Source organism: Paraburkholderia sp. TE9906 (assembly GCF_056279605.1).
The window spans coordinates 449,787-463,332 of record NZ_JBWCCT010000006.1 but is presented as its reverse complement, the minus strand read 5'-3'; the positions used below and the strand labels follow the sequence as shown (position 1 = coordinate 463,332).

Below are 13,546 nucleotides of genomic sequence, written 5' to 3'. Positions count from 1 at the left end.
GGGCGTCTCAAAGTCGAGGAATCAGTCGTGCAAAGATTGCTTCGCCGACGTTGCGCAGTCGGCCGCAGTAAGGGTTCCGAAATTTTTATCAGCGCGCCTCGCGCCCGGCAAAAGGACATTCAGCGGACGTTCCACGAAGCCGGGCTGGCCGTGCAGGTATCGGAAGGCCAGGAAAGAATGGGGTGTGGGAGCACTGCTTCGGGAAGGGGAACTGCGTCTGTTTCTGTCAAGCTCAGATAGTGGACATCAGGCTGGGCAGCGGCATGTGATTGACCTCGCCGCGATGACACAACTCATCGCTCAATTCCCCTGCGCCATCAATGCCCTGAAAAGCACCTGGTGATCGAACGGCTTCTGACAGCGCGGGTAATGACGATACGGCTGAGCGACCGCGTCGGCGCCATATCCCGTGGCAAACACGAACCGGATATGGCGCGACGCGAGCGCGTCCGCCACCGCATACGACTTCTCACCGTTCAGGTCGACGTCGAGGATCGCGGCGTCGATGTGCTCCTTGCCTTCTTCGATCAGCATGACCGCTTCCTGCGCGCGGGAGATCGGGCCGACGACGCTCGCCCCCGCCTCCTCAAGCAGGCTGGAAAGGGCGAGCGCCACCAGGTAGTCGTCTTCGACCACCATCACCCTTTGATCCTGCAGCTGTCTTTCCGAGCGGGGCATCTGCCGCCTTTCCTATGAAGAAGTGCTGTCGTGCGAACGGACCGACGGCAACGGTATCTCGATGTGGCACGTCACGCCGTCCGTCTTGAAAACGAGTTCGGTATTCGCATGAAGCGTGAACTTCAATGCCTTTTCGATCAGTTGCCGGCCGAAGCCGGTTTTGGACGCATCCGGCGGTGTTCGCAAGCCGCTTTCGATCCAGTCGATCACGAGTGCGCCGCCTCCCGCCGCTGCGGGCCGAACATCCCAGTTCAACGCGAGCCGCGCCTCCCCGTCCTTCAGTGCGCCGTACTTGATCGCATTCGTTGCCAGTTCGTGCAGCACGAGCGCTATCGTTTGTACGCTGCGAAACGATAGCGGCACGGCCGGGCCGCTTACGGTAAGCCGGTCACCGTCTGTCACGCCGAGTGCATCGAATTCCAGCCGCACGATGTCGTTGAGGTCGATCAGATTTCCATTCGCTTCACCGATGAGCCCCTGCAGGCGCCCAAGCGCCGCCAGACGGGTCGCGAACGTTTCGAGGGCGGGATCGTCCGCGAGCGTCTGCTGCGCGATCGACTGGATGACGGCCAGCAGGTTGCGCGTACGGTGCTGCAATTCCGAAATCAGCACGTCCTGCCTTTCCTCAGCATGCACCATGCCTGTCACGTCGACAAACGCGACGACCACGCCGTCCGTTGTCCGGTCGCCATTGCGGTAAGGCGCGAGGCGCACCAGAAAATGGGTCTGACCGTTGTTGGCGCTGACGTGCCGTTCGCGCGGCTCATCGGTGCGGAAGACGGTCGCGATGTCGTCCTCGAGTCCGGCCAGTTCCAGACGGCTTGCGAGTTCCGTGATGGGACGTCCGCGGTCGCCAGGCCGAATGTGAAAAATGCCGCTCATGGCGGGCGTAAACGAACGGATCACGAGGTTGCGATCGAGAAACACGGTCGCGACCGAAGTGCTCTCGAACAGGTTTTGCAGATCGGTATTCGCGCGATCTAACGAATCGATCTTGCCGTTCAGTTCCAGATTGACGGTATGCAACTCCTCGTTCAATGAAACGAGTTCCTCTTTCGACGCCTCCAGCTCCTCGTTCGACGATTGCAGTTCCTCGTTGACCGACACCAGTTCCTCGTTCGACGACTTGAGTTCCTCGAGTGCCGTTTCGTACTCTTCGATCATCGACTGCAAACGCTCGCGGGTATCGCGCAGTTCTTTCTCGGCCTGGGCCGCGGTTCCGTCGTACGTGGTCTGGGCGCGCAGGAACGCCTCCTCGCGCGTCAAACCCGGCCCATGGTCGGCGAAGACGACGAGATACATGCGCTCGTTTTGCGTGTGTTCGGCCAACGGCTCGACGCTCAGACTGACGACCTGCACCCGCCCGTCCTCGCCCTCGACGACTACGCCATCGCGCGTCACCAGGCGTCCCGACTCCACCGCCTCCCGGAAGACCGCGCGCAGGTCGAGGCTGAGTCCCTTGCGCGCCATCGAAAACAGCTGCCGCGACGGGGCGCCCGGTGCGGCCTCCAGATATTTGCCCGTGCGGCCCGAGTAGTAGACGACATCGCCGTCACGCGTGGCAAGCACGTGCGGGGGGGTGAAGCGCTCCAGCATGTGGGTATCGACCGCATGGCGAAGCGCGGCGCCGCCAAGGGGCGGCCGGCTGGGCGAGAACGCCGCCAGATTGCCGATGCGCGGCGACGACACCGCGAGCGGCAGACGGATTTGCGGCGCAACGTCCGCCCGGCGACGGAAGATCCGGTGCTTCTTCTCGATCGGGACGAAAAGCTCGTCGAACTGGCTGACGTGCTCCGACGTGCCGAGAAACAGGTAACCGTCCGGACGCAGCGCATAGTGAAACGTCGGGATGACCTGATTCTGAACGTCGGTCCCGAAGTAGATCAGAAGGTTGCGACACGACACGAGGTCGATGCGGGAATAAGGCGGGTCGCGAATGACGCTGTGCGGCGAAAAGATGCAGAGGTCACGGACCTCTTTGGCCACCACGTAACTGCCGCCATCGGGAACGAAAAACCGCCGGCGGCGCTCATCCGACACCCCGTCGAGTAACGGCAGCGGATAACGGGCCGCGCGCGCGACGGCGAGCGCGCCGTCATCGATATCGGTCGCGAAAATCTGGACGCGGGGCGCGTCGGTGCGGCCGTTGATCCGCTCGCGCATCAGGATGGCGAGCGAATAGACCTCTTCGCCCGTCGCGCAGCCCGGCACCCACACCCGCACGGTATGGTCGGCGCCGTGTCCATCCAGTAGTTTCGGAATGACGATATTCGCGAGACTTTCGAAGGCGTGCTCATCGCGAAAGAAGCTGGTGACGTTGATCAGCAGATCGCGAAACAGCGCCGTGACCTCTTGCGGATCCGCGGATAGCCGCGCCACGTAAGCTTCAGGGGTCTGGATCTCGAGAACCTGCATGCGACGCTGCACGCGGCGCAGAAAAGTCTTGATCTTGTAGCCGCTGAAGTCATGTCCGACCTGGCTGCGCAAAACGGCATAGATGGCTTCGCGCGCCTCGTCGAACCCGGCTGCTTCAGGCTGTGCGGTGGCCTCTCCGGCAAGCCCATCGAGCATGAACGCGCCGGCGGCAAAGCGGACGAGCTTCGCCCCCATCTGCTCGACCGGCACCGCGAAATCCACGAGACCGGTTGAGATTGCACTGTCGGGCATGTCCGCATGATGCGGGCCGAAGCCGTCGGTGGCCTGCGCGAGCGTCAGGCCGCCGCACTCCTTGATGGCCTTGATGCCGAGCGTGCCGTCGGAATCCGCGCCGGAAAGAATGACGCCGGCGGAGAACTCGCCGACGTCCGCTGCAAGGGCGCTCAGGAACACGTCGATCGGCCTGCGTTCCCGGCGGTGCTTGTCCTGGATCTGAACCCGAAGCGTCCGGTTCTCGATACTCAGCACGGCATCCGTCGGCAACAGATACACACTGTCAGTCTCGATCTGCATGCCGTCGGTAATGATGCGCACAGGCATCGCGGTGAAACGCGCGACGATCTCCGGCAGCAGGCTTTCGCGGTCCGGGCTCAGGTGAGTCACGATTACGCACGCGAGACCGGGCTTTGCCGGCATGCCGCGGAAAAAGCCCTCCAGTGCCTCGACAGCCCCGGCCGACGCACCCACGCCCACGACCGGAAATTCATTGCCTGACATCACGGCTTCTCCCGCATTGCCGCGCGAGCGTGTCCGTCTGCACGTCCTTTGGGCGGCGACGTCGAACTGGCGCCGACACCGTCCGGGGCGGCACGATGCGCGGCCTGCTCTTCGAGCAGGCGCAGCCCCGCGCGGACGACCTCGCTGGCCGTGCCGTAACGGCCTTTAGCGATCTCGGATTTGACGAACGAAGCGAGATGCTCCGTCAGGCTGACGCTGATTGCGTATTTAGCCGGCATGGGTGTCTCGGAACCAAGGGGGTAATACCTAATGTTACCCCTTGCATGAATGCGATGGCGCAACATTCCAATGGGAGTTCCGAGGTCAATCGCTGCACGAGGGCCGACTGCGTTTTATCGCTGTGCTATCCAACTGGCGATCATTGACCTCCGTTCGATGGAAGCGTCACGAATGAGGCGGAAAGAGCTCGACTTCGCCCTCGATCTCAACCGGGATGTCGAAGGGAAGCTCGGCCATTCCCACCGCGCTGCGCGCGTGAGCGCCGCGCTCCGGGCCGAAGACGTCGAGCATGAGTTCTGTGAAGCCGTTGATGACCGCGGGCTGCCGGTTGAACCCCGGTGCCGAGTTGACCATGGCGAACACTTTCGTCCAGCAGGCGATGCGCTCCAAGCTGCCGAGTTCGCGCTTGAGGCTCCCGAGGATGGCCAGTCCTGTGAGACGGGCAGCCGCAAACGCCTGCTCCTGGGTGACCTCGCTCCCCACCTTGCCGAGAGGCTCGGCGAGCGAACCGTCGGCGTTAGTGGGTCCGTGACCGGAGATGAGCGCCCTGTTGCCCACCACCCGTACCCAGGGGAATGGAAGCGCGACACCTGGCGGTAGCCGCAAGGGTTCGGGTATGACGTAGCCGAGTGCGTGCAGACGATCTTCGATGGTCGACATCTTTGGACTCCGGGTAAAGGCCTAAGGGTTCGGTGGCCGCGCCGCTACTCCGTTTCGCTGTCGTCAGTGTCTGCATTGGCGCCCGCCGTTTCCTGATTCATGGCGGCGGCCGCCAGTGTCGTGGCGAGTTCCGGATGCGCTTCTTTCCGCTCGCTGTAGCGGTCGGTCAGGTAGTCCGAGCGGTCACGCACCAACAGCGTGAACTTGACCAGTTCTTCCATCACGTCGACGACGCGATCGTAATAGGCCGACGGCTTCATCCGGCCACTTTCGTCGAACTCCTGATACGCCTTCGCCACCGAAGACTGATTCGGGATGGTCACCATCCGCATCCATCGGCCGAGAATGCGTAGCGCGTTCACCGCGTTGAACGATTGCGATCCACCACACACCTGCATCACCGCGAGCGTACGGCCTTGCGTGGGCCGAACACCGCCGCTTTCGAGCGGTAGCCAATCGATCTGGTTCTTGAATACTGCCGTCAACGTTCCGTGACGCTCCGGGCTGCACCATACGTGCCCTTCCGACCACTCCGAGAGTTTGCGCAGCTCGACCACCTTCGGATGATCGGCCGGCACGCTATCCACGAGCGGCAAGCCATGCGGATCGAAGACACGTGTTTGCGCGCCGAGATGGCGCAGGATGCGTTCGGCTTCGAGCGTGAGGAGCCGGCTGTACGACGTAGGGCGCAACGAGCCATAGAGCAGCAGAATCCGCGGAGCGTGTGAAGACGCCGTACGCGGTTCGAGCTTCTGCAGATCCGGTGTGTCGAGGTGTGGAGTGCTGACGTTGGGAATGTCCTGCGTCATTAGAGAATCCTCCTTCCTTCGCTATCGACGACCTGCTCGCCGTCCTCCTTCGTGAACGCGCCCTGCTGCCCGGCGGGCAGAATATCGAGCACGACCTCGGAGGGCCGGCACAGACGCACGCCACGCGGCGTGACAACGAACGGGCGGTTGATGAGGATCGGGTATTGCACCATGGCATCGAGCAACTGCTCATCGCTCAGGGAGGGATCGCCCAGACCGAGGTCAAGGTACGGGGTGCCCTTTTCACGCAGCGCGGCGCGCACTGTGAGGCCGGCACGGGCGATCAGATCCTGTAGTGTGCCCCGCTCCGGCGGCGTTTTGAGGTATTCGATAACCTCCGGCTCGATACCGGCATTGCGGATCAAGGCCAACGTGTTGCGCGACGTGCCGCAATCCGGGTTGTGATAGATCGTGACGCTCATATCCTTTGTCCTCTAACGCTGTGTTCTGGCTTCGTACCAGTGCTGCGAGCGGTTGACGACGCCGACCACGAACAGCATCACCGGCACTTCGATCAGCACGCCGACCACCGTGGCCAGCGCCGCGCCTGAATGGAAGCCGAACAGGCTGATTGCGGTAGCGACCGCGAGTTCGAAAAAATTGCTCGCACCGATCAGACTGGATGGCCCCGCGACACAATGCGCGACACCGAGCCTGCGATTCAACAGGTACGCGAGGCCGGAATTGAAGAACACCTGAATCAGGATCGGTACCGCGAGCATGACGATGATGAGGGGCTGCCCGACAATCGCCTGTCCCTGAAAGGCAAAGAGCAGCACGAGCGTTGCGAGCAGCGCACTGATCGAATAAGCGCCGAGCCGTGAGACCACCCTGTGAAAATGTGCGTCACCCTTCGCCATCAGCATTCGCCGCAGCAGTTGCGCGAGCACGACCGGAATGACGATGTACAAGCCCACCGAGATAATCAACGTGTCCCACGGCACGCTGATAGCCGACAGGCCGAGTAGCAGCGCGACGAGCGGCGCGAAAGCGACGATCATGATGGAGTCGTTCAGCGCGACTTGCGACAGCGTGAAGTACGGATCGCCTTTGCAGAGCTGCGACCAGACGAACACCATCGCCGTGCAGGGGGCGGCGGCCAGCAGGATCAGGCCGGCGATATAGCTGTCCAGTTGATCGGCGGGAAGCCACGGCGCGAAAATATGGCGGATGAAGATCCAGCCGAGCAAGGCCATCGAAAACGGTTTGACGAACCAGTTCACGAACAGCGTGACACCAATGCCGCGCCACTGCCGCTTGACCTCGCTCATGGCGGCGAAGTCGATCTTGATCAGCATCGGGATGATCATTACCCAGATCAGCAGGCCGACAGGGAGATTGACCTGCGCCACTTCCATGCGACTGATCGCCTGAAAGAGCCAGGGAAGCACCTGCCCGAGCAGGATGCCTCCCACGATGCAAAGTGCCACCCAAAGCGTCAGGTAGCGCTCAAAAAAACCCATCACCGCACGTGTGCCGCCGCGGGCCGTCTCAATGCTGCTCATCGCATTCCTGTGCGGATCTCATAGCGGCGCATGTTCGCCAAGGTTTTCAGTTGTGGAGTGACAGGGTGTCTGCTTCATCGGATAGTTCCACTGCAATCGGCGAGGTTGCTCGCGGCACATGTCGCGCCGCTGCAGCAGTTCTCCGTCAGGAAACCAATCAGCCCTGTCATCGCATCGAAATTAGCTGTGTAGATGACGAATCGTCCGTCCTGACGCGGCTTCACCAGGTCCGCGTGCGACAGATCCTTCAGGTGGAACGACAAGCTCGAGGGGGAAAGCCCGACCTGCTGCGCGATCTCGCCAGCAGCCATCCCATCCGGACCGGCAACGACCAGCAAACGGAAAATCGCGAGCCGCGATTCATGGGCGAGCGCGCCTAGCGCGCGTACAACGAGATTCGAGTCCATGGGCGCTACGATAGCCCATTCGTCGTTATATTTCAATAAATGTTGAAATGACGATGGGGCGCAGATTTCAGGTCGTTGCAGGCGACGGCACGGTCTGAGCACTCGGTGCGACTTCTGACTCGTAGACCCTGCGCGTCATGTAGCGCATGACGTGGAAGCTTCTGCCTGATCGGGAATCCTCCGCGTCAGAAGACTTAACGCCACCGCGAACTCACGCGTAAAGATCATAAAAAAAACCGCCCGACATAATCGGACGGTTCTTCTCCCTACTCATGCCGCAAAGCGGCGAAAAATTACTGCCCGGGCGAACCAATCGACGCAGGTTTAAGCGGCTCGACTATGCCGCCGTGCACGCCAACCACTGCGTCGACATAGTTCGGCGCCGTTGTCGAAACGGTATCCCACACCGCGGACACCTTCGCATTGCCGCCGACGAAGACGGCACCCGCATGATTTCCGGCGGCAACGAGGCTCGCATCCGCACCCAAGGCCGTTGGAATCGCTTTCGTCGTGCCGTCTCCCTGCGCTGCAGCGAGCGGTGCGCCGTAGTTCATGGCAGCCGCGACATTACCGTTCGCGTCATAGACGATTACCGCATCGCCCTTACCCAAACCAATCGGGTTCGCCGCATCGTTATTGACGTTCAACATCGCCACGACCGGAACCGTGCCAGCGAGGCCCCAGGTTGTACGGAACGTATTGTCGTCCGTTCCGGGCACGCCCGGGACAACGACCAGATGTTCACCCGGTGCGAGCATCGTACCGGCGACGAAGGCGGCGCTATTGTTGGCATCGTTGACGTCGGCATGACTGTCGCCCCACTTCCAGCCGGTCAGATCGATTGCCGTGCTGCCGTAGTTATAGATTTCAAAGAAATCCTGGCCCCCGTCTGCGTTCGAGTTCACCTCCGAGATCAACACGGTCGGCGCCGGAGCACCTGCTGCTGCAGTCGTGAAGCTCTGCGTCGTGCCCGCATAGGCGTTGCCATACAGGTCGGTGATCACGCCGCTAGCCAGTTTTACGGTGTAGCGCGAACTATCCTGCAACGGCGTCGTCAAGGTGATGCTCACCCGAGTGCCGTTGAATTTGGCCTGGGTTGTGTCGTCAACGGACACATTGCGCGTATCGGAGCCGTTGCTGATCACGATGTTACCCGTGCCCGCCTGCACGACTTCGTCGAACGACAATGTCATGTGGTTGCCGATGATGCCTGTCGCGCCATCGACCGGCGCAGTGCTTGTCAATGTCGGGGCTGTGTGGTCGACGGTACCGATCGCCTTGAACGAGAATGTCGACAAGTCGGACACGGCAGAGGTATCGCCGCCAGCTGCCGTCTTGATCGCCCCCGTTGGATACGTGATGTGGTAGGTGGTGCCCGCAACCATGTAGAACTTCGGATGAACCTTCACCACGTTACCGCTGAACGTCACCTGGGATGCGTCGCTCACAGGAATCGAGCGCGTATCGTCGGCGCCGTTACTGAGAACGACATTACCCGCACCCGCCTTCACCGATTGATCGAAGGTCAGGTAGAGGTTGCTGCCAATACCGACATTGCTTGTGCTGGTGGTTGGCTTGAAGACGGTCAGGCCTGGCAGGCTCGGCCCCGCGGCCTGTTCACCGACCGCATAAATGGTGCCGTCCGAGTCCATCGTCACGCCCTCGTTCTGGGCAGTGGCGCTCATGTACAAGCTGCTCAGCAAATTGCCGCTACGATCCATCTTGACGATCTTGCCATCCGGCGCGCCGATGATGATGACGTCGTCGTAATCCGGAGCCTTGGTCGGTGCGATATTCGACAACGAGAAAACGTCGTTGAACGCGGAAAGGCCTGTCCTGGCCGCATCGAAAAGCACCGGTGGATTATCCGTCGACGGCAGGATGGGCGTGCCGTCCGATGCTGTCGCCGACCCGCCTGCGAAATTGATTGCGGCCTGGAAGATGCTGGTGGGCTGCGATTGGCGCACGGCAATGTAGCCGCCTGTTTTGGTATCGAACGTCACGCCCTCGATACCGACGTTGGCCACCGTCGTACCCAGTTTGACGGACTGTACGTCTGCCCGGCGCAATGTTCCGCCTGGCACGTAGGTGAACAGATCGACCTGACGCAGACGCTCTTCCACCAGGACGAACTTGCCGCCGCCGACATAGGTGATGCCTTCGGTGTCCTCGAAGTCGCCGGCATTGAGCGTCATGGAATCGATCACGTGACCATCGCTCTTTGCAACCTGCACGACTGCGGTCGCACCATCGCCGACGACAAACAGCGAATCGGTATCCTTGTCATAGGTCACGCCCGATGCCTCTGCGTTCAACAGATTGGTGCCGGACGTGGCGTATTGCAGAGGAAACATTGCCGTCTGCGTGTAGCTGTTCAAATCATAGGTGCTTTGCGGATCGCTGAATGCGAGCGCAGGAATTTTGCTATCTACTACGGGCACAGCATTGCCGCTATTGCCGCCATTATTGCCAGCAGTGGTGCTGCCATTGTCACCCCCGCCCCCGCCACATGCACTAAGACCGGCTGCGAGAATCGCAGAAATTAAGAGTTCTTTTTTCACGGTACGGTAATAAGTTGAAAGGTTTATAAGAATTCGCGACCATATCGGGCTTTTGTTGCATCTTCGTGATGGATTTGTTGCAGGCAGCCCTTTTCGGCATACGGGTAAATGGTGATCGCAACCAGGTCTCCCCTACTATGTCGGCTGGACCGATCACGACGGAGCCCTCTATGCCCACTACCCCAGCCTCGTCATTGCAGCCTTCCGCCGATGCCGCGCTCGCCGAGCGCGTCGATGCGGTGCTGTCCCGCGCGCTCGACGCGCAACGTCTCGTCGGCGCGGTCGTGCTGATCGCGCGCGACGGACAGCTCGTCTATCACCGCGCGGCGGGACTCGCCGACCGGGAATCACGTGCACCGATGCGCGAGGACACGCTGTTCAGGCTCGCGTCGGTGACGAAGCCGATCGTCTCGACGGCCGCCATGGTGCTCGTGGCGCAACGCAAACTGTCTCTCGACGATGACGTCACCCGCTGGCTGCCCAATTTCCGCCCGGCCCTGCCCGACGGCCGCGTACCGACGATCACGGTGCGACAGTTGCTGACGCATACGGCGGGCCTTGGCTACCGCTTTGCGGAAGCCGACGCGAACGGCCCCTATGCGCGCGCGGGGGTATCGGACGGGCTCGACGGCGCGGCCATCACGCTCGGCGAAAACGTGCGCCGGATCGCGGGCGTGCCGCTGCTGTATGCACCGGGGACGAGTTGGACCTATTCAGTCGCGCTCGACGTGACCGGCGCGCTGATCGAGGCTGTCAGTGGGATGCCCCTCGCGGACGCTGTCGATGCACTCGTGCTCCGTCCGCTCGGCGTTCGCGACACGGCGTTCGTCGCGCTCGATCCCGCGCGGCTCGCGACACCGTACGTGAACGATACGCCGCAGCCGCACCGGCTCGCCGAGAACGAGACCGCACGTGCAGTCGAAGGCATTGTCGGTGTCACGTACTCGCCGGCGCGCGCACTCGACGCGCAGGCTTTTGCGTCGGGCGGTGCGGGGATGGTAGGCCGCGCGAGCGACGTGCTGCATGTGCTGGACACGCTGCGCGCGGGCGGCGGTGCGCTGCTGCCTGCCGCCCTCGTGGACGAGATGGGCCGCGTGCAGACCGGCAACCTCGACTTGCCGGATCGGCCGGGCGTCGGCTTCGGGATCGGCTTTTCGGTGCTGCGCGATCCGCGCGCGGCGGCGTCGCCGGAATCGCCTGGCACGTGGCGCTGGGGCGGTGTGTACGGCCACTCGTGGTTCGTCGACCGCGCGCGCGGGCTGACCGTCGTGTCGCTGTCGAACACGCTCTATGAAGGCATGAACGGCCAATACACAATCGATCTGCGCGACGCCGTTTACGGCGCCGGTTGACGACGTCCTGATACCGTCGAAGGCGGCCTCAAATCCATTGATCGTTCTCGACGGTACGCTCGCTCGCCGCACCGTCGCCCGTGTTCACCACGCCTCGCGGTTCGATCAGCAGCAGCTTGACTTCGGCGTTGGCACGCGGCTTGTGCTCGACGCCCTTCGGCACCACCGCCATCTGCCCGGCGCGCAGCACGATCGAACCGTCGCCCGAAGGTCCGGCCCGGAAATCGATACACAACTCGCCTTCAAGAACGATGAACGTTTCGTCGGTATCGGCATGCCGGTGCCACGGGAACTCGCCTTCGACCTTCACAACCTTGAACTGATAGTCGTTCATTTCGGCGACGACCCGCGGTTGCCAGTGACCGTCGATCTGGGCGATCTTGCCCCTCAGATCGATGGTCCGGCACTGGCCACGGTCGACGGGCGCTGCGGGCTTGTTCGAGGATTGAGACATCGTTCTCTCCGTTCAAAGGTTGACGCGTTGAGAATACGCATGCTCCTTGCGGCCGTATTGAACGATCGTGGGCGTTTTCAGCCGCGCTCGATGCCGCCCGCGACCTGGAGCCAGCGCCCCGGCGTCAGCCCGAATGTCTTCGAGAAGTGTCGCGTCATGTGGCTTTGATCGGCAAAGCCGGCGCTCGCGGCGGCATGAGCGAGCGAGGTGCCGGCGAGCAGCATGCGGCGCACCGCATCGAGGCGCCGCATCGTCAGATAACGGTAGGGGCTCGTCCCGTAGAACGTGCGAAAGTCGTGCGACAGGCTCCAGCGATCGCGGCCCGTCGCCGCTTCGAGTTCGTCGAGCGTGACGACGCGCGCGCAGTTCACGTGCAGATAGTCGTGTGCGCGGCGCGCCGCGAGGAAGTCGCCTTTCGAGCGCCGTGCGGGCACCCCGGCAACGGCGGCAAGCGCGTGCGCCACTTCGGCGAGCGCATCGCTCTGTTCGAGAGGCTCGAGCGTATAGCCGACGTGTTGCAGCAACGTCGCGGTTGCTGCCGCAAGGCGCGGATCGGTCGTCACGCCGCCTTCGAGGAACGGCAGCGCACGTCCGCCGAGCACGTCCTGAAAGATGGCGGGCTCGATGTAGATCATCCGGTATTGAAACCCTTCGGCGGTGCCCGCCTCGCCATCATGAGGCTCGTCGGGATGCAGCACGAGCGTGTTGCCGGGCAGGCTGTTTCGCTGATCGCGCCGATAGTTGAAACGCTGGACGCCGGCGAGCGTGCGGCCAATCGCATAGGTGTCGTGGCGGTGCATGGCATATGCATGGCCGTGAAACCAGGCTTCGATGCGCTCGACGCCTTCTATCGGCTCGGCATGCTTGACCCAGTCGCTGGACAAAGCCGGTGTTTGTCGACTCATGACAAATGACCCTGGATGGCCTGACATGTTGCGGGCTCTTCGTTTTTAAATAACCAACAAAAGATCCTGACGTGTCGGAATCGAACCCACATGCCGCCTACCTCGAATCGCTGCCAAAGGAGAGACGATGTCACAATTTTCAACTTAAACAGCAGGTTACGGTGTGCGTCGTGTGCTCGATGCGAGTTTGGCACAGATCGTGAGTAGCCGTTTAGCGAGCGCAAATCACAGCCGCTCAACTCAAGCCCAGATCTGGTTACCAAACTACTTTAAAGGTGAATTGAAATGAACACACTCACTATTGTCGACCTGCATCAGGAGGAGGAACTCTCCCGTTCCGCTATGGCGCATGTTGTTGGCGGGCACGATGTGGAAAAGGAAAAAGCACTCGTGGAACTCTATCGTGTCATTGCCGGGATGGGCGTGGATACACCCGACCCGCCCGTCCACGTATCGATGAAGTTGCCGGGATAATTATCGACCTTTGACAAACGGCGCCGGTAGAAAGCATGGACACGAATCCACGTAGGAGATTGCCATAAGGGCTGGGTTACCGGCCCTTATGTTTTGGCCACTGCCCGCCTCGAATGCCGCTTCCCCGCGAGGACAAAGACGTTAGCGAGCCAAATCGTCCAGCGCGCGAGCCACAACCCTTATTCCCCCAATTCCACTCCCTCACATCGAAATTTGGGCGGCGGCACGCCAACTGCGCGACGAAACGTACGCGCGAAATGCGATGGGTCCGCAAAGCCCGCGCGCTGGCCAGTTTGCGCGGTCGTGAGGCGCGAGCCGACGATCCTCGAAGAACTCGATTTGACAGAA

13 protein-coding genes are annotated in these 13,546 nt (G+C 61.8%); 2 read left to right on the top strand and 11 right to left on the bottom strand.

Going from position 1 to position 13,546, the window contains the following annotated elements:
* Window positions 1-300: 300 nt before the first annotated feature.
* The 9 genes from ACZ9H4_RS18990 to ACZ9H4_RS18950 all read right to left on the bottom strand — a co-directional run bounded on the left by ACZ9H4_RS18990 (window position 301) and on the right by ACZ9H4_RS18950 (window position 10,013).
* Entirely contained in the window at window positions 301-678 is a 378-nt protein-coding gene (locus ACZ9H4_RS18990) for a response regulator (protein ID WP_408153076.1), read from the bottom strand.
* A gap of 12 nt (window positions 679-690) precedes the next feature.
* Window positions 691-3,831, bottom strand: a complete 3,141-nt coding sequence (locus ACZ9H4_RS18985; RefSeq protein ID WP_476120245.1) for a CheR family methyltransferase — start codon at window positions 3,829-3,831, stop codon at window positions 691-693.
* A complete protein-coding gene (locus ACZ9H4_RS18980; protein WP_408142622.1) occupies window positions 3,831-4,070 on the bottom strand; it encodes a type II toxin-antitoxin system ParD family antitoxin in 240 nt (79 codons plus the stop codon). Before ACZ9H4_RS18980 ends, ACZ9H4_RS18985 begins: the two co-directional genes overlap by 1 nt.
* Before the next feature lie 166 nt (window positions 4,071-4,236).
* Entirely contained in the window at window positions 4,237-4,731 is a 495-nt protein-coding gene (locus ACZ9H4_RS18975; protein ID WP_408142624.1) for a RidA family protein, read from the bottom strand.
* 44 nt (window positions 4,732-4,775) lie between these two features.
* Window positions 4,776-5,540: an arsenical resistance protein ArsH gene (arsH, locus tag ACZ9H4_RS18970; RefSeq protein ID WP_408323998.1), complete on the bottom strand. Its 765-nt coding sequence runs from the start codon at window positions 5,538-5,540 to the stop codon at window positions 4,776-4,778.
* Window positions 5,540-5,962, bottom strand: a complete 423-nt coding sequence (gene arsC / locus ACZ9H4_RS18965; RefSeq protein WP_408153083.1) for an arsenate reductase (glutaredoxin) — start codon at window positions 5,960-5,962, stop codon at window positions 5,540-5,542. Before arsC ends, arsH begins: the two co-directional genes overlap by 1 nt.
* 12 nt (window positions 5,963-5,974) lie before the next feature.
* Entirely contained in the window at window positions 5,975-7,045 is a 1,071-nt protein-coding gene (gene arsB, locus ACZ9H4_RS18960; protein ID WP_408142629.1) for an ACR3 family arsenite efflux transporter, read from the bottom strand.
* Window positions 7,046-7,119: 74 nt separating this feature from the next.
* The gene (locus tag ACZ9H4_RS18955) at window positions 7,120-7,452 is read right to left on the bottom strand and encodes an ArsR/SmtB family transcription factor (protein ID WP_408142631.1); all 333 of its coding nucleotides are present in this window, start codon (window positions 7,450-7,452) and stop codon (window positions 7,120-7,122) included.
* 293 nt (window positions 7,453-7,745) lie between these two features.
* On the bottom strand, window positions 7,746-10,013 hold the full coding sequence (locus ACZ9H4_RS18950; protein WP_476120241.1) for an SdiA-regulated domain-containing protein: 2,268 nt from the start codon (window positions 10,011-10,013) through the stop codon (window positions 7,746-7,748).
* Between the two features lie 170 nt (window positions 10,014-10,183).
* Here ACZ9H4_RS18950 and ACZ9H4_RS18945 point away from each other — a divergent pair, with 170 nt between their 5' ends.
* Complete coding sequence (locus ACZ9H4_RS18945; protein WP_476120239.1) at window positions 10,184-11,365, top strand: serine hydrolase domain-containing protein; 1,182 nt, start codon at window positions 10,184-10,186, stop codon at window positions 11,363-11,365.
* A 28-nt stretch (window positions 11,366-11,393) separates the two neighbouring features.
* Here ACZ9H4_RS18945 and ACZ9H4_RS18940 read toward each other — a convergent pair whose 3' ends face one another.
* The gene (locus ACZ9H4_RS18940) at window positions 11,394-11,819 is read right to left on the bottom strand and encodes a cupin domain-containing protein (RefSeq protein ID WP_408153089.1); all 426 of its coding nucleotides are present in this window, start codon (window positions 11,817-11,819) and stop codon (window positions 11,394-11,396) included.
* Between the two features lie 77 nt (window positions 11,820-11,896).
* Window positions 11,897-12,724 (bottom strand): AraC family transcriptional regulator, encoded by an 828-nt coding sequence (locus tag ACZ9H4_RS18935; protein WP_408142636.1) that lies wholly within the window; start codon window positions 12,722-12,724, stop codon window positions 11,897-11,899.
* A 285-nt stretch (window positions 12,725-13,009) separates the two neighbouring features.
* Between ACZ9H4_RS18935 and ACZ9H4_RS18930 the strand changes: the two genes are divergently transcribed.
* On the top strand, window positions 13,010-13,198 hold the full coding sequence (locus ACZ9H4_RS18930; RefSeq protein WP_408142638.1) for a hypothetical protein: 189 nt from the start codon (window positions 13,010-13,012) through the stop codon (window positions 13,196-13,198).
* Window positions 13,199-13,546: the final 348 nt, after the last annotated feature.

What these genes read in the sequence shown, in the direction of transcription:
- ACZ9H4_RS18985 (WP_476120245.1), bottom strand. Translation starts at nt 3,831, where the DNA reads ATGTCAGGCAATGAATTTCCGGTCGTGGGCGTGGGTGCGTCGGCCGGG.
- ACZ9H4_RS18990 (WP_408153076.1), bottom strand. Translation starts at nt 678, where the DNA reads ATGCCCCGCTCGGAAAGACAGCTGCAGGATCAAAGGGTGATGGTGGTC.
- ACZ9H4_RS18930 (WP_408142638.1), top strand. Translation starts at nt 13,010, where the DNA reads ATGAACACACTCACTATTGTCGACCTGCATCAGGAGGAGGAACTCTCC.
- ACZ9H4_RS18935 (WP_408142636.1), bottom strand. Translation starts at nt 12,724, where the DNA reads ATGAGTCGACAAACACCGGCTTTGTCCAGCGACTGGGTCAAGCATGCC.
- arsH (WP_408323998.1), bottom strand. Translation starts at nt 5,540, where the DNA reads ATGACGCAGGACATTCCCAACGTCAGCACTCCACACCTCGACACACCG.
- ACZ9H4_RS18955 (WP_408142631.1), bottom strand. Translation starts at nt 7,452, where the DNA reads ATGGACTCGAATCTCGTTGTACGCGCGCTAGGCGCGCTCGCCCATGAA.
- ACZ9H4_RS18945 (WP_476120239.1), top strand. Translation starts at nt 10,184, where the DNA reads ATGCCCACTACCCCAGCCTCGTCATTGCAGCCTTCCGCCGATGCCGCG.
- arsC (WP_408153083.1), bottom strand. Translation starts at nt 5,962, where the DNA reads ATGAGCGTCACGATCTATCACAACCCGGATTGCGGCACGTCGCGCAAC.
- arsB (WP_408142629.1), bottom strand. Translation starts at nt 7,045, where the DNA reads ATGAGCAGCATTGAGACGGCCCGCGGCGGCACACGTGCGGTGATGGGT.
- ACZ9H4_RS18980 (WP_408142622.1), bottom strand. Translation starts at nt 4,070, where the DNA reads ATGCCGGCTAAATACGCAATCAGCGTCAGCCTGACGGAGCATCTCGCT.
- ACZ9H4_RS18940 (WP_408153089.1), bottom strand. Translation starts at nt 11,819, where the DNA reads ATGTCTCAATCCTCGAACAAGCCCGCAGCGCCCGTCGACCGTGGCCAG.
- ACZ9H4_RS18975 (WP_408142624.1), bottom strand. Translation starts at nt 4,731, where the DNA reads ATGTCGACCATCGAAGATCGTCTGCACGCACTCGGCTACGTCATACCC.